The 20,158-nt window shown below is 70.8% G+C and carries 16 protein-coding genes; 10 read left to right on the top strand and 6 right to left on the bottom strand.

Translation table 11 applies throughout. The annotated features are described in order from the left end of the window. Window positions 1–98 precede the first annotated feature (98 nt). Both MRBLMI1x_RS04795 and MRBLMI1x_RS04790 read left to right on the top strand, forming a co-directional pair. Entirely contained in the window at window positions 99–2,582 is a 2,484-nt protein-coding gene (locus MRBLMI1x_RS04795) for an alpha/beta hydrolase-fold protein (protein ID WP_363456651.1), read from the top strand. Between the two features lie 52 nt (window positions 2,583–2,634). After that, a complete protein-coding gene (locus MRBLMI1x_RS04790; protein ID WP_363456648.1) occupies window positions 2,635–3,678 on the top strand; it encodes an LLM class flavin-dependent oxidoreductase in 1,044 nt (347 codons plus the stop codon). A 24-nt stretch (window positions 3,679–3,702) separates the two neighbouring features. Here MRBLMI1x_RS04790 and pheA read toward each other — a convergent pair whose 3' ends face one another. Then, window positions 3,703–4,665 carry a prephenate dehydratase gene (gene pheA, locus MRBLMI1x_RS04785; RefSeq protein ID WP_363456645.1) on the bottom strand — a complete coding sequence of 321 codons (963 nt, stop codon included), beginning with the start codon at window positions 4,663–4,665 and terminating at the stop codon, window positions 3,703–3,705. Beyond that, window positions 4,662–5,585 (bottom strand): EamA family transporter, encoded by a 924-nt coding sequence (locus MRBLMI1x_RS04780; RefSeq protein ID WP_363456642.1) that lies wholly within the window; start codon window positions 5,583–5,585, stop codon window positions 4,662–4,664. The genes pheA and MRBLMI1x_RS04780 overlap by 4 nt, the downstream gene beginning before the upstream one ends. A 73-nt stretch (window positions 5,586–5,658) precedes the next feature. Between MRBLMI1x_RS04780 and MRBLMI1x_RS04775 the strand changes: the two genes are divergently transcribed. The 3 genes from MRBLMI1x_RS04775 to galE all read left to right on the top strand — a co-directional run bounded on the left by MRBLMI1x_RS04775 (window position 5,659) and on the right by galE (window position 9,337). Continuing rightward, entirely contained in the window at window positions 5,659–6,594 is a 936-nt protein-coding gene (locus MRBLMI1x_RS04775) for a LysR family transcriptional regulator (RefSeq protein WP_018185594.1), read from the top strand. 62 nt (window positions 6,595–6,656) lie between these two features. Beyond that, window positions 6,657–8,297, top strand: a complete 1,641-nt coding sequence (gene pgm, locus MRBLMI1x_RS04770) for a phosphoglucomutase (alpha-D-glucose-1,6-bisphosphate-dependent) (RefSeq protein ID WP_363456638.1) — start codon at window positions 6,657–6,659, stop codon at window positions 8,295–8,297. A gap of 62 nt (window positions 8,298–8,359) precedes the next feature. Beyond that, on the top strand, window positions 8,360–9,337 hold the full coding sequence (gene galE / locus MRBLMI1x_RS04765; protein WP_363456635.1) for a UDP-glucose 4-epimerase GalE: 978 nt from the start codon (window positions 8,360–8,362) through the stop codon (window positions 9,335–9,337). A 22-nt stretch (window positions 9,338–9,359) separates the two neighbouring features. Here the strand turns inward: galE and MRBLMI1x_RS04760 are convergent, their stop codons facing one another. Next, window positions 9,360–10,298, bottom strand: a complete 939-nt coding sequence (locus tag MRBLMI1x_RS04760; protein WP_311858837.1) for a LacI family DNA-binding transcriptional regulator — start codon at window positions 10,296–10,298, stop codon at window positions 9,360–9,362. A 121-nt stretch (window positions 10,299–10,419) separates the two neighbouring features. Between MRBLMI1x_RS04760 and galT the strand changes: the two genes are divergently transcribed. From galT to MRBLMI1x_RS04745, 3 genes are all read left to right on the top strand, one after another. Further along, complete coding sequence (gene galT, locus MRBLMI1x_RS04755; RefSeq protein ID WP_018185598.1) at window positions 10,420–11,610, top strand: galactose-1-phosphate uridylyltransferase; 1,191 nt, start codon at window positions 10,420–10,422, stop codon at window positions 11,608–11,610. After that, window positions 11,607–12,785, top strand: a complete 1,179-nt coding sequence (gene galK, locus MRBLMI1x_RS04750) for a galactokinase (protein ID WP_363456631.1) — start codon at window positions 11,607–11,609, stop codon at window positions 12,783–12,785. The genes galT and galK overlap by 4 nt, the downstream gene beginning before the upstream one ends. 80 nt (window positions 12,786–12,865) lie before the next feature. Further along, complete coding sequence (locus MRBLMI1x_RS04745) at window positions 12,866–14,527, top strand: ABC transporter ATP-binding protein (RefSeq protein ID WP_363456628.1); 1,662 nt, start codon at window positions 12,866–12,868, stop codon at window positions 14,525–14,527. A 248-nt stretch (window positions 14,528–14,775) separates the two neighbouring features. On the opposite strand, the gene MRBLMI1x_RS04740 is transcribed toward MRBLMI1x_RS04745, so the two are convergent. The 3 genes from MRBLMI1x_RS04740 to MRBLMI1x_RS04730 all read right to left on the bottom strand — a co-directional run bounded on the left by MRBLMI1x_RS04740 (window position 14,776) and on the right by MRBLMI1x_RS04730 (window position 18,492). Then, complete coding sequence (locus MRBLMI1x_RS04740) at window positions 14,776–15,735, bottom strand: ABC transporter permease (RefSeq protein ID WP_020097904.1); 960 nt, start codon at window positions 15,733–15,735, stop codon at window positions 14,776–14,778. Further along, entirely contained in the window at window positions 15,732–16,736 is a 1,005-nt protein-coding gene (locus MRBLMI1x_RS04735; RefSeq protein ID WP_363456623.1) for an ABC transporter permease, read from the bottom strand. Before MRBLMI1x_RS04735 ends, MRBLMI1x_RS04740 begins: the two co-directional genes overlap by 4 nt. A gap of 85 nt (window positions 16,737–16,821) precedes the next feature. After that, the gene (locus tag MRBLMI1x_RS04730) at window positions 16,822–18,492 is read right to left on the bottom strand and encodes an ABC transporter substrate-binding protein (RefSeq protein WP_336125866.1); all 1,671 of its coding nucleotides are present in this window, start codon (window positions 18,490–18,492) and stop codon (window positions 16,822–16,824) included. A 149-nt stretch (window positions 18,493–18,641) separates the two neighbouring features. On the opposite strand from MRBLMI1x_RS04730, the gene MRBLMI1x_RS04725 reads away from it, so the two are divergent. Both MRBLMI1x_RS04725 and MRBLMI1x_RS04720 read left to right on the top strand, forming a co-directional pair. Beyond that, window positions 18,642–19,505 (top strand): spermidine synthase, encoded by an 864-nt coding sequence (locus tag MRBLMI1x_RS04725; protein WP_363456619.1) that lies wholly within the window; start codon window positions 18,642–18,644, stop codon window positions 19,503–19,505. A gap of 88 nt (window positions 19,506–19,593) precedes the next feature. Beyond that, complete coding sequence (locus MRBLMI1x_RS04720; protein WP_363456616.1) at window positions 19,594–20,121, top strand: hypothetical protein; 528 nt, start codon at window positions 19,594–19,596, stop codon at window positions 20,119–20,121. Window positions 20,122–20,158: the final 37 nt, after the last annotated feature.

Genomic DNA, 20,158 nt, shown 5'->3' with positions numbered 1-20,158 from the left:
TGTGTGCACGTTCACAGCATTCTCATCAGTGATTCCGTGAACGTGCACAGTCACAGCCGGGCAGAGACGCCCGGCATCCCACAAGGAAGTAGGAGTCCGTGCATTCTCACGTTCCGCGGCGGCGCCTGGCCGCCGTCACCGCAGTGGCCGCGGTCGCGGCATCCCTCTGCATCGCCGTTCCCGCTTCGGCGGCGACGCCGGTGGCGACCGCCGTCGCGGCAGCCAGCGACGCTCCCGCCTCCGCCGGTTCGACCGTCTCGCTCGACCTCGCCGGCACCTGGAAGTTCGCGAAGGGGGACGACCCGTCCTACGCGTCGCCGGAGTTCGACGACGCGGCCTGGCAGGACATCACCGTCCCCCGCGACGGCACGCCCTTCGACGACTACGACGGCTTCGCCTGGTACCGGCTCGACTTCACCCTCCCCGCGGACGCCTCGGGGACGAACCTCGTCGCCTCGCTCGGGTTCCTCGACGACGTCGACGAAGCCTTCCTGAACGGACAGCGCATCGGCGGCTCGGGCACGATGCCGCCGGCTGCCAGCAGCCAGTGGTTCGAGAAGCGTCTCTACCCCGTTCCGGCCGACGCACCGAACTTCGGCGGCGAGAACACCCTCGCGGTGCGCCTGTACGACATGAACGGCGGCGGCGGCTGGTACGAAGGACCCGTCGGGATCTACTCGAAGGATGCCGTCCGCGCGAACGTCTACGGCATCACCGGGCCCCGCGCCTCGGCCGCGCAGTCGGCCGCCGTGGCGGATGTCCTCGAGGCGCAGAAGACCGCTCTCGCGGCCGGCGATGTCGACGCGTACCTGAAGACGCTCGACAAGAGCTACTTCCACGACGGCCGGTCGAAGGACCGGCGCGCCCGCGAGCTGCGCGACTGGATGAAGGAGTCGGGCTCCCTCACCCTCACCGACAGCGAGGTCGAGGTCGTCACCGGCGAGGACGGCGCCCTCGTCGTCGACACCAACCGGACGATCACGGGCACGCGTGACGGCGAGCCGTACACCTTCCAGCCGGCATCCCAGCAGTTCCTCCACATCGACGGGACCACGCTCCGCGAGACCGGCAACGATTCCCGGTTCTTCCGCGAGACGGTGGATTCCGACCTCGAGGGTCAGCCGCGCGAGTTCGCGACCTACCTGCCCCCGTCCTACCTGAGCGAGCCGAACCGCGAATACCCGGTCGTCTACCTGCTGCACGGCATCAACGGCGGCAGCCGCGAGTGGGAGCCGCGCGACATCGACGACGTCCTCGACGGACTGTGGAAGCAGGGTCTCGCCGAATCGATCGTCATCATGCCCGACGGCGAATCGCTCTGGTACTCCGACCAGCCGAACGGCGGCACGCCGTGGCGCAGCATGTTCCTCACCGAGATGGTGCCCCTCGTCGACAAGGAGTACCGCACCCTCGAAGGCCGCGATTTCCGCGCCCTCACCGGCGTCTCGATGGGTGGCTTCGGCGCCTGGTCGCTCGGCCTCTCGAACCCGGGGATGTTCTCCTCCATCGCGTCGCACATCGGCTCGCTGAGCTACTCCGGCTCGGCTCTGCCCACGCCGCTGAAGCAGGCCGGCGACATGACCACGAAGCAGCTGAAGAAGTTCGACTTCTACTTCGACGCGTGCGAGTTCGACGAGTACCGCTTCGACGACGCCGCGCGCTCGATGAACACGATCCTCACCGACAAGGGCGTGCCCCACACGTGGGCCGTCTACCCCGAGGGACGTCACAACGACGCCTGCTGGATGCCGCACCTGAAGGACTCGTTCGGCATGCACTCGACGCACTTCCGCGAGGCGGGCCTGCGCGAGGACTACGTGAAGCCGGTGATCAGCGCCCCGGCATCCACCACCGTCCGCTTCGGATCGGCGTTCGACGCCCTCGCCGGCGTGACCGCGCGCGACGAGGTCGACGGCGACCTGACGGCTTCGCTGAAGGTCCGCGGCACGGTCGACACGAAGAAGCTCGGCACGTACACCCTCCAGTACACGGTGAAGGATGCCGCCGGCAACCGCGCCCGCGTCGACCGAACCGTCACCGTGGCACCCGTCACCCTGACGGTCGGCACCCCGACCATCGGCGGCACCACGACCGTGGGCTCCACCCTCACCGCGAAGCCGGGCACGTGGACGAAGGGCACGGCCTTCTCGTACCAGTGGATGCGGGACGGTGCGCCGATCAGGGGCGCCGTCACCGCGACGCACCGCCTGACGGCATCCGACCTGCGGGCTCGCATCTCGGTGCGGGTCACGGGAACACTGACCGGCTACACGACGGCCGCGAAGACGTCGGCCGCGACCGTCAAGATCACCGCGGGCACTCTGCGGGCGGCGACCCCGACGATCACCGGCGCCGCGAAGGTCGGCGCGACGCTGACGGCGCGCACCGGCACCTGGACCGAGGGGACGCGCCTGTCGTTCCAGTGGCTGAACGACGGCACGGTGATCCGCGGGGCGACGGCGGCGACCTACCGAGTGACCTCCGCCGACCGCGGCGACGCGATCTCGGTGCGGGTGACCGGCAGCCTCGGCGGATACGAATCGTCGAGCCGCACGTCGAAGACGGTGCGGCTCGCCCGCTGAGTCCACCGCGGCGCGGAATGCGCCGCCCCCGGCCGGGGTTGCAGTTCTCGATATGAGCACTGCGACCCCGGCCCTTTCCGTTCTCGACCTCGTCCCCGTCCGCACGGGACAGACCAGCAGCCAGGCGATCACCGCCTCGATCGCGCTGGCGCAGCGCGCCGACGACCTCGGCTATCAGCGCTACTGGTTCGCGGAGCACCACAACATGCCGGCCGTCGCCTCGACGACGCCGCCCGTGCTCATCGCCGCGACCGCTGCCCGCACGCGCCGCATCCGGGTCGGGTCGGGCGGCGTCATGCTCCCCAACCACTCCCCCCTCGTCGTCGCCGAGCAGTTCGCGGCGCTCGAAGCCCTCGCACCGGGACGCATCGACCTCGGCATCGGACGGGCGCCCGGCTCCGACCCGGTGATCACGCAGCTGCTGCGCCAGTCGGGCACCACGAGCGACGTCGAGCGCTTCCCGAACCACGTCACCGACATCCGCTCGCTCGTCTCGTCCGAGGGTGCGACGCTGCGGTTCACCTCTGGTGGGACCTACGACGTGCACGCGACGCCCGCCTCGACGAGCGCGCCCGAGGTGTGGCTGCTCGGATCGAGCGACTACTCCGCGCAGCTGGCGGCCGGGATGGGCCTGCCGTACGTCTTCGCCAACCACTTCTCGGGCGACGGGCTCGAGCGCGCGCTCGACCTGTACCGGGGCCAGTTCCAGCCGTCCGAGACGCTGTCGGCGCCCCGGACCTTCGTCACGGCCAATGCCGTCGTCGCCGACACCGACGAGCAGGCCCGCGCCGCGGCCCTGCCGCAGGCCCGCATGATGGCACGCCTGCGCGGCGGCAAGCCGCTCACGGCGCTCGAGACCGTCGAGCAGGCCGCATCGGCTGAGGCATCCGACGGCCTGGCCGCACCCGTCTTCGACGCGATGATGTCGCGCTGGTTCGTCGGAACCGGCCAGGACGTGCGTGCGCGCCTCGCCGAGTTCGCCGCCCGCCACGGCGTCGACGAGGTCATGGTGTCGCCCGTCGCCGGTGCGACCGACGCCGAGCCGATGGACGCCGCGCCGTCCCGCCTCCGGACCCTGGAGCTCCTCGCCGCTTGAGCCTCTCGCCGCGGGCGGGCGGGGTCAGGCCCCGGGCTCGCCCGAGACGAGGCCGCGCAGCCAGTCGCGGGCCTCGACGAACACCTCGTCGGAGTACCGCTCGGGGTAGCGGACGATCGCGCGGTCGGCGCGGGGGTACGAACCGAGGTACAGCACGCGGGGCGAGAAGCGCCGGAGCCCGAGGAGGGCATCGGCCATGCGCTCGTCCTCGATGTGCCCGTCGGCGTCGATGACGAATCGGTAGCGACCGAGCTCGTCCCCGATGGGGCGCGACGCGAGCAGCGACAGGTTGATCCCCCGCGTCGCGAACTGCTCGAGAAGCTCGAGCAGGGCACCCGGGTGGTCCTCCGGCAGCTCGACGATGAGCGACGTCTTGTCGGCACCGGTCGGCGCGGGCGGCGGCGCGGTGCGGCTCACGAGCACGAACCGCGTGACGGCGTGGGCGTTGTCGCCGATCTTGTCGGCCAGCAGCTCGAGGTCGTGGAGCTTCAGGATGCCGGGAGGAGCGATCGCGGCATCCGCGGTGATCGTGCCCTCGACGACGCCGACGGCCGCTGCGACGTTGCTGGCCGCCGGGATGTGCGAGTGCTCGGGAAGGGTCGCCGTCAGCCACGCGAGGCACTGCGCGTAGGCGACCGGGTGGGCGGCGACGACCGACACGTCCTCGAGCCGGACGCCCGGCTTCGCGACCAGCACGAACTCGACGGGGACGAGGTACTCCCCCACGATCCGCAGGCCCGGAACCGTCGCAAGGGCGTCCTGCGTCGTCGAGACGCCGCCGTCGACCGAGTTCTCGATGGCGATCATCGCGGCATCCGATCGCCCGTCGATGACATCGGCGAGTGCTTCGCCGACGTTGCGGACGGGACGCCAGTTCTGGTCGCGGGCTTCGGGGACCTGCGCGAGGGCGGCCTCGGTGAAGGTTCCGGCGGGGCCGAGGAAGCTGTACGTGCGACGGGTGGGGGCGGCCGGGGGCTCGGATGTCACGCGGACAGCCTAGTGGGCACCCCCATGGGCACGACCGCCCGCGGCTGACCCTGACGACGACGGATGCCGCTGACCAGCACGCCCGCGACGAGCAGGGCTCCGCCCACCACCTCCCCGACGCTCGGCGCCTCGCCCAGAAGCAGCGCGGCGGCGGCCATCGCGACGACGGGGGCGAGCAGGATCCACGGCACGACGGCCGCCGACGGATTGCGTCCGAGCAGCCCGTTGAAGACGGCGTAGGCGAACAGGGTGCAGAGACCTGCCGTGTAGAGGGTGGAGATCACGGCCTGCGGGCCGATGGCGGCGAGCCCCGCGCCGATCGCGGCGGGCCCGTCGATGACGAACGACAGGGCGAGCGCGGGGACCGGCACGACGAGCGACGACCACACCGTCAGCGACAGCGTGCCGCCGCGGCCGACACCGGTGACGACGCCGGCGCGTCGCGAGATGACGTTGCCGACGGCCCACGACAGCGCAGCGGCGAGCGCGAGGCAGACGGCGAGGACGGGGGCGTCGCCCCCGCGGAAGAGAGCTACGATCGCGAGGCCGACGACGCCGAGACCCACGCCGACGACCTGCATGGCAGAGGGGCGCTCACGCAGGGCGATCGCGGCGATCACGATGGTGAAGACGGCCTGAGCCTGCATGAGGAGCGCAGCGAGCCCGGGGCTCAGCCCGAGCGCGAGCGACGTGTAGAGCAGGGCGAACTGGCCGAGGCTCATGAACAGGCCGACCCCGACGATCACGCGCCACCCCGTCTGCGGCCTCGGCACCACGAGGACGGCGAGCGCGACGACGGCGAACCGGATCGCGGCGAACAGCAGGGGCGGGATGCCGCTCATCCCCCAGTCGATGACGACGAAGTTGAGCCCCCACAGCGAGGCGACGAGGGCGGCGAGGAGCATGTCACGGCGGGTCACGTGACCAGTCGACCGCACGGCATCCATGAAGGACAAGCGATCATTCTACGCCCAGAATCGGTAGCATCGCTTCATGATCGATCTGGAGGCCGTCGTCTCGCTGCGCGCCGTGGCGACCGAGGGCAGCGTCGCCGCCGCGGCCGCGGCGCTCGGCTTCACCCCGTCGGCGGTCTCGCAGCAGATCAAGCGCCTCGAACGCGACACCGGCGTTCCGCTGCTCGAGCGCGTCGGCCGCGGTGTCGTCCTCACCGAGTCCGCGACGCGTCTCGTCGTCTCGGCGACGCCGATCCTCGCCGACCTCGAGCGGGTGCGCGCCGACCTCCACGGCGCCGGTGAACCCGACCGGGTCGCCGGCGAGATCCGTATCGGGGCCTTCTCGACGGTCGTGCGCGGCGTCATGGTGCCTCTGCTGGCGGACCTCGGCCGGCGGCATCCCGACCTGCGCCTCCCCCTGCGCGAGAGTGAGCCCTGGGAGACGGTCGCCCTCGTCGCGTCGGGCCAGCGGGACCTCGGCATCGTGCACCGCTGGGGGAATGTGGCTCTCGCGATCCCCGACCACCTCGTCGAGGTTCCACTGTTCACCGACGTCGCCGATGTGATCCTCCACCGCGACCACCCGCTCGCGGCCCGTGCCGAACTGCGGCCCGAGGAGATCGGCGGCGAACCGTGGGTCGCGACGTTCGAGTCGACCATCTGCCGTCAGTGGCTGCGCCGCCTGTTCGACGGCGTGGGTGGAGCGCCGAGGATCGTGCACGAGTCGATGGAGTTCGAGAACCACCTCGAGATCGCCCGCGCGGGCATCGCCGTCGCACTCGTCCCGCGACTGGGGCGCCCGCCGCTCGGGCCGGACCTCGTCGCGATCCCCACCGTCTCGCCCGAGTCGATCCGCGAGGTGTCGGCGATCCACCGGCGGACGATGGCGGACTCGCCGGCCCTCCGGACGGTGCTCGACGAACTGGCCGAGCACGCAGCGGGTATGACGACCGACTCGGGACGCCTGCCAGCCTGAACAGCCGGTGCGGATCCGCGACACGCAGGCGCCGTCGCCGCGTTCCCTGGCAGACTGGGCGGATGAGCCGCGCAGGACAGCCCGCCGAATCCTCTGATCTCATCGATGTGGACGCGCTGATCAACGCGTACTACGACCTGAAGCCCGACCCCGCCGTCGCCGCCCAACGGGTCGCGTTCGGCACGAGCGGCCACCGCGGCTCCTCACTGTCGCGCAGCTTCAACGAGGTCCACATCCTCGCCACGACGCAGGCCATCGTCGACTACCGCGCCGCGCAGGGCATCTCGGGTCCTCTCTTCCTCGGTCGCGACACGCACGGACTCTCGCTGCCCGCGGAGCACACCGCGATCGAGGTCCTCGTCGCGAACGGCGTCGACGTGCGCGTCGACAGCCGCGACTCCTGGGTGCCGACGCCGGCCCTCAGCCACGCGATCCTCACCTACAACCGGGGACGGGACGAGGCGGATGCCGGTCGTGCCGACGGCATCGTCGTCACCCCCTCGCACAACCCGCCGCGCGACGGCGGGTTCAAGTACAACCCGCCGCACGGCGGCCCGGCCGACACCGACGCGACCGGCTGGATCGCCGACCGCGCGAACGAGCTCATCGAGGCGGGCCTCGAGGGCGTCAAGCGGGTCCGCCACGCGGACATCGACGACTCGACCCTCGGCGAGTACGACTTCCGCGAGGGCTACGTCGCCGACCTCGCCTCGATCATCGACGTCGAGGCGATCGCCCGCGCGGGCGTCCGGATCGGCGCCGACCCGCTCGGCGGCGCCTCGGTCGAGTACTGGGCCCTCATCGGCGAGCGCTACGGCCTCGACCTGACGGTCGTGAACCCCGAGGTCGACCCGACGTGGAGGTTCATGACGCTCGACTGGGACGAGAAGATCCGAATGGATCCGTCCTCGCCCTCGGCGATGGCCTCCCTCGTCGCCCGCCGCGACGAGTTCGACATCCTGACGGGCAACGACGCCGACGCCGACCGCCACGGCATCGTCACGCCCGACGCCGGCCTCATGAACCCGAACCACTTCCTCGCCGTCGCGATCGACTACCTGTACGCGCACCGCGAGGGATGGCCGCAGGATGCCGCGATCGGCAAGACCCTCGTCTCCTCGATGATCATCGACCGCGTCGCCGCGTCCCTCGGTCGGACCCTTCTCGAAGTCCCCGTCGGGTTCAAGTGGTTCGTCCCGGGGCTCCTCGACGGCTCCGTCGCCTTCGGCGGCGAGGAGTCGGCCGGCGCCTCGTTCCTCCGCAAGGACGGCACGGTCTGGACGACCGACAAGGACGGCATCCTGCTGTGCCTGCTCGCCGCCGAGATCCTCGCAGTCACGGGCAAGACCCCCTCGCAGCGCTACGCCGAGCTCGAGGCCGAGTTCGGGGCATCCGCTTATCAGCGCGTCGACGCCCCCGCCTCTCCCGAGCAGAAGGCTGCGCTGTCGAAGCTGTCGGGCGACGCCGTGTCGGCGAGCGAACTCGCCGGCGACCCGGTGACGGCGAAGCTGTCGCATGCCCCGGGCAACGGTGCCGCGATCGGCGGCCTCAAGGTGCAGACCGAGTTCGCCTGGTTCGCCGCGCGCCCCTCGGGCACCGAGGACGTGTACAAGCTCTACGCCGAGAGCCTGAAGGGCCCCGAGCACCTCGCGCAGGTGCAGGAGGAGGCTCGGAAGGTCGTCGCCGCAGCGCTGGGTTCGTGAGGCCCGCGGCGCTGGGTTCCTGACGTCCGGTCGGCCGGTCCCGCGCCAGTAGGCTCGGGATCATGAGTTGGCTCGTCACCGGAGGCGCCGGGTACATCGGCGCGCACATCGTCCGCGCTCTCGCCGAGGCGGGTCTCGACCCGGTCGTCCTCGACGACCTCTCGAGCGGGGACGCCTCGTTCGTCCCCGAGGGAGTGCCCTTCGTCCAGGGCACGATCCTCGACCGCGAGCTCGTCGCGAACACCCTGCGCGAGCACGGCGCCGAGGGTGTCATCCACGTCGCCGGCTTCAAGTACGCGGGAGTCTCGGTGCAGCGCCCCCTCCACACCTACGAGCAGAACGTCGAGGGCACGCGCGTCGTCCTCGCGGCGATGGCGGATGCCGGTGTCTCGAGCATCGTGTTCTCCTCCAGCGCCGCCGTGTACGGCACCCCCGACGTGGCGCTCGTGACCGAGGATCTGCCCAAGCGTCCCGCCTCGCCCTACGGGGAGTCGAAGCTCATCGGCGAGTGGCTCCTCGCCGCGCAGGGCGTCGCCACGGCGGCATCCGATTCGCCCCTGCGCCACACGGCCCTGCGGTACTTCAACGTCGTCGGCTCGGGAGACCCGTCCGTGTACGACATGAGCCCGCACAACCTGTTCCCGATCGTGTTCGAGATGCTCATCGAGGGCAAGACGCCGCGCATCAACGGCGACGACTACGACACCCCCGACGGCACGAACGTCCGCGACTACGTCCATGTGTCGGACATCGCCGCAGCGCACGTCGTCGCCGCTCAGCGCCTGAGCGCCGGCGAGCCGGTCGAGCCCGCCTACAACCTGGGGTCGCAGAACGGTCTGTCGGTCCGCGAGATCATGGATGCCGTCGCCCGCGTCACCGGCATCGACTTCACACCCGAGATCGCCCCCCGCCGCGCCGGCGACCCCGACCGCATCGTCGCCACCGGCGAGCTCGCCGCCCGCGACCTGGACTGGCAGATGCGCTACACCCTCGACGAGATGGTGCAGAGCAGCTGGGAAGCCCGCCGCAACGCCGGCTGACCGCTCTTCCCGGTCGCCCGCGTCAGCCCGATGCGCGGGCGATGAGCGTCGTCGGGACGACGGTCCGCGTCGCGGGCGCGCCGTCCAGCGTCGCCGCCAGTGCGGCGACGGCGGCCTCGCCGAGTGCCGTGAAGTCCTGCCGGACTGTGGTCAGCGGCGGGCGGTAGTCGGCGGCATCCGCCACATCGTCGAACCCGATGACGGCGACGTCGTCGCGACCGGCCTCCGCGAGCGCGCGCAGCACTCCGAGCGCCATCTGGTCGTTCGCGGCGAAGACGGCGTCCACGGCAGGATCCGCCGCGAGCGCCCGGCCCGCCGCGTGACCGGATGCCGCGCCCCAGTCCCCCCGCAGCGGTTCGGGCACGCGCGCACCGTCGTGCGCCGCGCGCCAGCCGCGCTCGCGTTCGTCCGCCGCGAAGGAGCCCGCGGGGCCGGCGACGTGCGCGATCGTCCGGCGCCCGGCATCCCGCAACCGTCGGGTGGCCGCCTCGGCGCCTCCCGCGTGATCGGACTGGACCGTCGCGAACCCTCCGCCGGGCGAGTCGACCGCGACGAGGGCGAGACCCTCGGGCCGCGTGACGCCCTCGGCGATCGCCGTCGCCTCGTTGAGCACGATCGCGCCGTCGACGCCGAGGTCGTGCAGGCGGTCGAACGCGGCGGCGATGTCGGCGGGCCCGGTGAGGGCGACGAGGGTGACCGCGAGTTCGCGACGGGCGGCGGCGGATGCCACGGCCTCGAGCATCCGCGAGTTGCCGACGGTCGCGAGGGTCGCCACGATCACGCCGATCGTGCCCGAGCGCCCGGTGCGCAGGGTCCGCGCGGCGCGGTGGGGTCGATAGCCGAGGTCCGCCATCGCGGCCTCGACGCGGGTGCGGGTCTCGGGGTCGACGCGCGGGCTGCCGTTGACGACGCGTGAGACGGTCTGCCCCGAGACGCCGGCAGCCGCGGCCACGTCGGCCATTGAGACGCGTCGCTGCACGGCATCCCCTCCCGCCCCGGATCTCGCTCCCGCGAATGCGCGCTGATCTCCGGAGGCTCGCGTGATGTTGACGATAACATAGCCGTTCGGCTACCGTGTTGACGTGAACACACCGGAGAACGGCACGCCGACGCACGCCCCCGCCGAGACGAGCGATCTCGGCGCCGGCGTCGTCAAGCGCAGCACCCGCCTGGCCGACGGCCGCGAGCTGATCTACTTCGACGATCCCGGGACGACCCTCGGCGCCGACCGCGCCGTCGACACCCGTGACCTGGGTGGGCGGCCCGAGACCGCCACGATGCGGCAGGACATCCTCACCGGCGACTGGGTCTCGGTCGCCGCGAACCGGCAGAACCGCGCGTTCCTGCCGCCCGCCGAGCTCGACCCGCTCGCGCCGCAGACCGATACGAACCCTTCCGAGATCCCGTCGGTGTACGACGTCGCCGTCTTCGAGAACAAGTCGCCGTCGTTCGGGCCCGCCCTCGCCGAGGCCACGGACGACGTGCCCGCGGCGATCGACCCGCCGCGCGGCCTCGACGACCTCACGCACCTCGGCCTCGGCCGCACCCGCACGAGCGTCGGCCGCACCGAGGTCGTCTGCTTCTCTCCCGAGCGCACCGGCTCGTTCGGCACGCAGTCCGTGACACGTGCTCGCACCGTCATCGAGGCGTGGGCCGACCGCACCGCGGCCCTCTCGGCCCTCCCCGGCATCGAGCAGGTCTTCCCGTTCGAGAACCGCGGCGAGGCCATCGGCGTGACCCTGCAGCACCCGCACGGGCAGATCTACGCCTACCCCTACGTCACGCCCCGGACGACCCGCCTGCTCGACTCGATCGATCGGACCGCCCCCGATCTGTTCCAGCGCATCCTCGAGTTCGAGCAGGCCGGGCCCCGCGTCCTCCTCCGCGGCGAGCACTGGACCGCGTTCGTGCCGTTCGCCGCCCGCTGGCCGCTCGAGATCCACATGCTCCCGCACCGCCACGTCGCCGACTTCGCCGGCCTGACCGGCGAAGAGAAGGACGAACTCGCCCCGCTGTACCTGCGCCTGCTGCGCGGAGTCGACGCGCTCTACGAGTCCGAGACGCCCTACATCGCCGCCTGGCACCAGGCGCCCGTCCACGTCGGCCGTGACACCGTGCGCCTCAGCCTGCAGCTGACGAGCCCGCGTCGCGCCGCCGACAAGCTCAAGTTCCTCGCCGGATCCGAAGCCGCCATGGGCGCCTGGATCGGCGACGTCCCCCCGGAGGACGCCGCCGCGCGCCTCCGCACCGCCATCGAAGGAGTCACGCTGTGACCGCTGCCGACGAGGCCCAGGGCCTCTTCTCCACTCTCACCGGCTCGGCGCCCGTCGGCCTCTGGTCGGCGCCCGGTCGCGTCAACCTGATCGGCGAGCACACCGACTACAACGACGGCTTCGTCTTCCCGTTCGCGACGCCGCACCGCACGCACGTCGCGCTCGGCCGCCGCACGGACGGCCGCATCCGCGTCGTGTCGACCTTCGACGAGACGCCGGTCGAGGTCGACCTCGCCGATCTCGACGCGCTCTTCCCCGCGCGCCGCGACGAGGTCGTCGAGTGGGCCCGCTATCCGCTCGGAGTCGCGTGGGCGCTGCTGCAGGCGACCGGGACGGATGCGGCATCCGTCACCGGTGTCGACCTCGCGTTCGCCTCGGACGTCCCCGTCGGCGCCGGACTCTCGTCGTCCGCGGCCATCGAGGGTGCGACGGGTTCGGCCCTGAACGACGTGTGGGAGCTCGGCCTCGACCGCATCGCCCTCGCGCAGGCGGGACGCCGCGCCGAGAACGAAGCCGTCGGCGCGCCGACCGGGATCATGGACCAGATGGCGTCGATGCTCGGTGAGACGGATGCCGGCACCTTCCTCGACTGCCGGAGCCTTGACGCCCAGGTGGTAGAACTCGGCTTCGACGCCGCCGGACTCGAGCTCATGGTGATCGACACCCGCGTCGCCCACGCCCACTCGACGGGCGGCTACGGCGAGCGCCGCGCGGCGTGCGAGCGCGGCGCCGAGGCGATGAACGTCCCGGCGCTCCGCGACGTGCGGGTCGACCAGCTGCCCCGCGTCGAGGAGCTCGTCGACGAGAACACCTACCGCCGCGTGCGCCACGTCGTCACCGAGAACCAGCGCGTGCTCGACACCGTCCGCACCCTGCGCGAGCAGGGACCGCGCGCGATCGGCGACCTGCTCTACGCCTCGCACGCCTCGATGCGCGACGACTTCGAGATCTCGGTGCCCGAACTCGACCTCGCCGTCGAGACCGCGCGCGAGAACGGTGCCGTCGGCGCCCGCATGACCGGCGGCGGATTCGGCGGCTCGGCGATCGCCCTCATCGACCGTGATGCCGTGCCCGCGGTGCGCGAGGCGATGCTGGCGGCCTTCGCCGCCGCGGGCCACATCGAGCCGCACGTCTTCACGGTCCGGCCCTCCGAGGGCGCACGCCACGACGGCTGAACACCCCCGCGTCGTTACGGCTGGGTAAAGCCGGGCGATCCACCCGTGCGCAGGCGACGGGCGGAGGGCAGGATGGGAGAATGCCCTTCCAGACCTCCCCCGCCGCCGGCGCGCCCCTCCTGCAGGTCCGCGACCTCGCCGTCGAGTTCCAGACCATCGACGGTTCCGTGCGGGCGGTCGAGGGCGTCGACCTCGACCTCGCCGCCGGTGAGACCGTCGCGATCGTCGGCGAGTCCGGCTCGGGCAAGTCGACGACGGCGATGGCCGTGATCGGGCTGCTCGCCGGCAACGGCCGCATCGCGGAGGGCAGCATCCGCCTCGACGGCCAGGAGCTCGTCGGCGCTTCCGAGTCGACGATGCGCGGCGTCCGCGGCGCCCAGATCGGGCTCGTCCCGCAGGACCCGATGTCGAACCTCAACCCGACGTCGAGGATCGGCACGCAGGTCGCCGAGACGCTGCTCGCCCACGGTCTGGCCACCAAGAAGGACGTCGACCGCAAGGTCGTCGAGACCCTCGCCGCCGCGGGCCTCCCGAACGCCGAGGACCGCGCGAAGCAGTACCCGCACGAGTTCTCGGGCGGCATGCGCCAGCGCGCACTCATCGCGATCGGCCTCGCCTGCAACCCGCGCCTGCTCATCGCCGACGAGCCCACGAGCGCGCTCGATGTGACGGTTCAGAAGACGATCCTCGACCAGCTCGGGCGTATGACCACCGAGCTCGGCACCTCGGTCCTCCTCATCACGCACGACCTGGGGCTCGCCGCAGAGCGCGCCGCGCGCGTCGTCGTCATGCACCGCGGACGCATCGTCGAGCAGGGTCCGGCACGACAGATCCTCGAGGACCCGCAGCATCCCTACACGCAGTCCCTTGTCCAGGCGGCGCCATCGGTCGCCGTCGCGCGGTTGCGCCCCGAGGCCTTCAGCGCGCCGACTCCGGATGCCGCACCCAAGCCGGTCGACAACATCGTCGAGGTCGAGGGGCTCACCAAGCTCTACAACGTCCGCGGTCAGAAAGAGGACTTCGCCGCAGTCAAGGACGTGTCGTTCTCGATCCCGCGCGGCGAGACCGTCGCGATCGTCGGCGAGTCCGGCTCGGGCAAGACGACGACCGCGCGGATGCTGCTGAAGGTCGTGGACCCCACGGAGGGTGTCATCCGCTACGACGGCACGGACGTGGCATCCCTCAAGGGACGTCAGCTGCGCGAGTTCCGCCAGAAGGTGCAGCCGATCTTCCAGGACCCGTACTCGTCGCTGAACCCCATGTTCACGATCGAGCGCATCGTCCAGGAGCCGCTCGACTTCTACCACCGGGGGTCCGCGAAGGACCGTGCGGCCCGGGTGCGGAAGCTCCTCGACGACGTCGCCCTGCCCGAATCGGCGCTGCGTCGGTACCCGTCGGAGCTCTCGGGCGGTCAGCGTCAGCGCGTCGCGATCGCGCGCGCCCTCGCGCTCTCGCCCGAGCTCATCGTCTGCGACGAGCCGGTCTCGGCGCTCGACGTGCTCGTGCAGGACCAGATCCTGACACTGCTGCGCGACCTGCAGACCGAGTACGGCCTCAGCTACCTCTTCATCTCGCACGACCTCGCCGTCGTGCGGCTGATCAGCGACTACGTCTGCGTCATGAAGGACGGCGCGCTCGTCGAGGCTGCCTCGAGCGAAGAGATCTTCACCAACCCGCGCGACCCGTACACGCGCAACCTGCTCTCCTCGATCCCCGGCAACGAGCTCGACATCGCCGTCTGACCCGCCGAGGCGGGTCCCGTCCACGTTCCGTATTCAGTCCCCGCACCACCGCGCGTCAGCCGCAGGCCCGGAATCGTGCAGTGGGCGCCCCGGTGGCTCGTCGTAGGGACTGAATACGGCACACCGTCCCACCCTTGCTCACGGAACGGCGGCGTTGCCCAAACAGCCCGCGCCGTATCCCGCGAACAGCGCGACGACCACGACGACGAGCAGCACGATCACGACGAGGAGCACCCGCCGGCTCATGGTCAGCGCCCGCGGGTCCGCGGATCCATGGCCTCGCGCAAGGCCTCGCCGAACAGTGTGAAGCCGAGCGCGGTGATGGCGATGCAGATGCCGGGCAGGAACGCGAGCCACGGCGCGATGGCGAGTTCGGCCTGCGCGTAGGTGAGCATGCGCCCCCACTCCGCTGTCTCGGGGCGCCCGCCGCCGAGGCCGAGGAACGACAGCGCCGCCGCGTCGATGACGGCCGTCGCGAGCGACAGCGTGCCCTGAACGATGACCGGCCCGACCGCGTTCGGAAGGACGTGGGTCATGGTGATGCGTCCGCGTCCGAGGCCGAGGGTCTGCGCTGAGAGGACGTAGTCGGCCGAGCGTTGCTGCAGCATCGAGGCGCGCAGCAGGCGCGCGAAGATCGGCACCTGCGCGACACCGATGGCGATCATGACCGAGTTCTGGTTCTGGCCGAGGATCGCGGCGATCGAGACCGCCAGCAGCAGGCTCGGCACCGACAGCAGGATGTCGACGAGGCGCATGATGACGTTGTCGACCCAGCCGCCGAACGTGCCGGCGACGAGGCCCAGCAGCATCCCGCCGATGAGACCGTAGGCCGTCGACACGACGCCGATGAGGAGGGATGCCTGGGCTCCCCAGATGAGCTTCGACACCACGTCGCCGCCGAAGCGGTCGAGGCCGAGCGGGAACGCGGCGATCTCACCGGGCCCGGGGATGTACGTCGGGGTGATGTCCCGTGCGCCGGGGAGGTCGGTCTCGGGGTACGGCGCGAGCACGGGAGCGAGGAGGGCGACCACGACGAACAGCAGAACGATCGCCAGGCCCACCCACGCGGTGGGGCTTCGTCGCAGGCGGCGGAAGACGTCGTGCCAGAAGCCGCCGCGCGGGGCGCCGCCGGTGCCCGCGGTGAGCACGGCGACGGTGGAGTCATCAGCGGCGCTGCCGCCGGCTGCGGGGGGAAGGACGGTGCTCATGAGACCCTCACTCTCGGGTCGATCAGGCTGTACGAGACGTCGACGAGCAGGTTGATGAGCGCGTAGACGATCGCGATGAAGATGATGAAGCCCTGCAGGACGGCGAAGTCGCGGGCGAAGATCGCACCGGACAGGAACGACCCGATACCGGGGAACGCGAAGACCGTCTCGGTGAGGATCGCCCCAGACAGCAGCAGACCCGCCTGCAGACCGATCGTCGTGATGACGGGGAGCATGGCGTTCCGCAGGATGAATCGGTTGCGCAGCAGAGAGCCCGGCACGCCCTTCGCCTTGCCGGTGCGGACGTAGTCGGCGTTCTGCACTTCGAGGACGGATGCCCGGGTGATGCGCACGATGATCGCCAGAGGGATCGTGCCGAGCGCGACGGCCGGCAGGATCAGGTGCAGGATGGTGTCCCACGCGGCGTCGAATTCACCGGTGATCAGGCCGTCGAAGACGTAGAAGTTCGTGTAGTGCGTCGCGTCGATGCGCGGGTCCTGGCGACCCTCTGACGGGAGCCAGCCCAGCTGGACCGCGAACACGTACTTGAGGATGAATGCCAGGAAGAACACCGGGACGACGATGCCGAGCAAGCTGAAGACGACCGCGGTGTTGTCGGCGGCCTTGCCGTGGCGCCGTGCGGCCCAGTAGCCGAGTGGAACCCCGATGCCGACGGCGATGATGAGTGCTGCGACCGAGAGCTCGATGGTCGCCGGGAACCGGCGCAGGAACTCGTCGACCACGGGCTGACTCGTCTGCAACGAGTTGCCGAAGTCGCCGCTGAGCAGACGCCCGATCCAGGTGGCGTACTGCTCGATGAGAGGACGGTCGAAGCCGTAGAGCTCGTTGATGCGAGCGACGGCTTCGGGGGTGGCCTTCTCGCCCAGGAGCGCCTGGGCGGGACCGCCGGGAAGGGTTCGGACCCACCAGAAGAGCAGGATGCTCAGGCCGAGGAGGGTGGGGATCAGCAGCAGGAGCCTTTTGCCGATGGTTCGCAGCACGGGTGTCGCTTTCGTGGAGGTCGGTGCGGGGCGGGAGGTCTTCCCGCCCCGCACCGGTCAGACGGCCGGAGCCGCCTCGATCGGCTTACTTCGTGAGGACGATCTGGTTGAACACCTCATCGTTCACGGGGCTCGCCGGGTAGCTCTCGACCCGGGAGTCGAAGGCCAGCGTCGGAGCCGGGTGAGCGAGCGGGACGCCGGGGATGAACTCGGCGACCTCTTCGCTGATGTCGGAGTACAGCTTCGTCTGCTCGTCGAGGTCCGCGACACCACGGGCGTCGCTGAGGTCGGTGAAGAGCTGGGGGTTGTCGAAGCCCCACTCCGCCGACTTCTGACCGAAGAAGACGCCGAGGAAGTTGTCGGTGTCGTTGTAGTCACCGGTCCAGCCGAGCAGGTGGATGCCGTGATCCGTGCCGGCCGTGATGCGGTCGAGGTATTCACCCCATTCGTCGGACTTCGGGGTGGCCTCGACTCCGACGGCCTTCAGCTGCGACGACAGCACCGTGAAGATCTGCTCGGGGTCCGGCATGTAGGGACGCGAGACGTTGACCGGGTAGTTGAACGTCAGCTTCAGCGGGTTGGCCTCGGTGTAACCGGCTTCGGCCAGGAGAGCCTTGGCCTTCTCGGGGTCGTAGTCGTACGTCGTGACGTCGGCGTTCCAGCCGTTGACGCTCTGGGGCATGAACTGGGTCGCCTTCTCGGTGCCCTCGGGGAGGACCTGCGAGATGAGTGCGTCCTTGTCGACGGCGTACGAGAGCGCCTCGCGGACCTTCGGGTCCTGCAGTTCCTTGACCGCCTGGTTGAAGGCGAGGTACAGGATCGTGAACGGCGGGCGCGAGACCATGGTGAAGCCGGCCTTCTCGAGCGCGCCGGTGTCGGCGGGGCCCACCAGGTCGTAGCCGTCGATCGAGCCGGACTCGAGTGCCTGGCGGCGCGCGGTGGGGTCTTTGATCGTGCGGAAGATGATCTTGTCGACCTGGCCCTTGTCGCCCCAGTAGTCGTCGTAGGCGCTGAGGGTGACCTGCTCGCCGCGGGCCCACTCGTCGAACTTGTAGGGACCGGTGCCGACCGGGTGGCTCGTGGCGTACTCCGTGAGCTCGGGAGACTCGGCGGTGCCGCCGACCTCGTCGGCCTTGTACTCCTCGAGCGCTTTCGGCGACTGCATGGAGAAGGCGGGCAGCGACAGCGCGGCGACGAAGCCGGCGAAGGGCTTCTTCAGCTTGACGGTGGCCGACAGGTCACCGTCGGCAGTGCACGAATCGAACACAGCCGCGTCGGGGCTCGAGGCGTATCCCTTGAAGAGCTTGTTGTAGTAGTAGCCGAGCGCCTCGCTGGCGGCGGGGCCCTCCCAGTTGTACCAGCGGTCGAAGTTGTAGCAGACGGCCTCGGCGTTGAACGGAGTGCCGTCCTGGAACGTGACGTCCTTCTTCAGCGCGAACGTGTACGAGAGGGAGTCGTCCGACGTCTCCCACGACTCGGCGAGGAGCGGCGCGGGGTCGGGCGTGCCGGGCTTGGTGCCCACGAGACCCTCGAAGATCTGGCGCGAGACGCGGAACGTCTCACCGTCCTGTGCGAAGGCGGGGTCGAGGCCGAGCGGGTCGGACGAGGCCGCGAAGACGAACGTGCCGTCGACGTCCGCGGGTCCTTCCGCGTTGTCGTCGCCGCCGCGCTGGCTGGCGCACGCGCTGAGCGCGAGCGCACCGATGGCGAGCGTCGCGGCGGCCGCGAACACCCGCTTCCGGGAAATGGGGAGCATTGCTGTGCACCTTCCGATGGGGCTCGTCGGCGGCACGCCACGGGGGCGGCGCTGCCGAAGGGATGCGGCTGACGCTACCGTCCGCACTGCCGGTAAGCGATTACAGCTGTATCTCGATCGTGTTTCTTCCTGCGGGCTACCGTAGTCGGATGGCCCGTTCCCGCGACCCCATCGACCCGCCCGCGGCGAAGCTCTCCGACGGGCGACAGGCGCGCATCATCCCGAGCCGCTTCGCCGGGGGCTGGGAACTGGTCGTCGAAACGACCCCCCAATCGCACGTCGACCTCGACGATCCGTCCCACCTGCACTTCGAGTACATCGCCCGCATGGGCGCCGTGATCGACCAGATCGGGATGCCGGGGGAACCCCTCACCGCGGTGCACCTCGGCGCGGGCGCCATGACCCTCCCCCGCTACGTCGAGCACACCCGACCGGGGTCGCGGCAGCAGGTCATCGAACTCGAGCAGGCGCTCGTCGACCTCGTGCGCGAGCACCTGCCGCTGCCGCGCACCGGCCAGCTGCGCGTGCGGATCGGCGACGCCCGCGACGTCGCGGGACGCCTCCCCCCGGGCATCGTCGGCAAGGTGGACCTCGTCGTCTCGGACGTGTTCGCGGGGGCGCAGACGCCCGCTCACATCACGAGCGTCGAGTACTACCGCATCCTCGCGGGGCTGCTGGCGCCGGCCGGCATCCTTCTCGTCAACATCGCCGACGGCAGCGGACTCGCCTTCGCGCGGCGTCAGGTGGCGACCGTCCGCTCCGTGCTGGAGCACGTCGTGATCCTCGCCGAGGTGGGCACCCTCAAGAGCGGCCGGTTCGGCAACATCGTGATCGCCGCCTCCCCGTCGCCGCTGCCCATGGACTGGCTCCCCCGTCTGATGGCAGCCGGCCCCCACCCCGCGAAGGTCGCCCACGGCGCCGAGCTCGAGGCGTTCGCGCGCGATGCGCGGATCATGACGGATGCCGATTCCACCCCGTCGCCGAAGCCGGCGGCATCCGTCTTCGACCGCTGAGGCCACGACGCGCGGCGCGCCCTCAGCCCATTCCGGGCGAGGCGCGGCGACACTGGAGACACACGTCGCGGGGTCGGAAGGAACAGCTGTGGGCTTCATCAAGGGGTACGACCCGGAGACACTCCGAGAGATCGTCGACCTCGACGAATGCCAGACCCGGCTCACCGAACTCGGCGGCCAGCGGAGTCTGGCCGCCATGCTCGAGAAGGTCTGGCTGCTGAAGGTGCTGGGCCGCCTCGACGAGGCGCTCGTCGTCTCGGAGGAGTCGGTGCGCCTCGCCCGGATGGCGGGCACCCGCAAGGACCTGCTGCGCGCCCGGATGCTGCACGCCACCGTCCAGCAGTTCCGCGGCGCATACGCCGCCGCGATCCACGAGCTGAATACGTGCGTCGAGGAGGCCGAGGGGCAGGGGTGGTCGGCGGTCGCCGCTTTCGGCTGCCAGCACCGCGGCAAGGTCCACTTCGACGCACACGACGACGCCGCGGCGCGCGCCGACTTCAAGAAGGCGCTGTTCCTGCGGCAGGAGGCGGGTGCTCCCGAGGATCAGCTCGAGTCGACGCTGCTCGCCATCGACGCCGTCGACCGACGTCGCAACAGCACGACGGTCGCCGGCTGAGGCCATCGGCCCGAGTGTCGTACCTGCGTCCTATCGT

The organism is Microbacterium sp. LMI1x-1-1.1 (genome assembly GCF_040676205.1).
Lineage (GTDB): Bacteria > Actinomycetota > Actinomycetes > Actinomycetales > Microbacteriaceae > Microbacterium > Microbacterium aquilitoris.
Note: the sequence above shows the minus strand (reverse complement) of the source record. Positions and strands in the feature narration are given on the sequence as shown.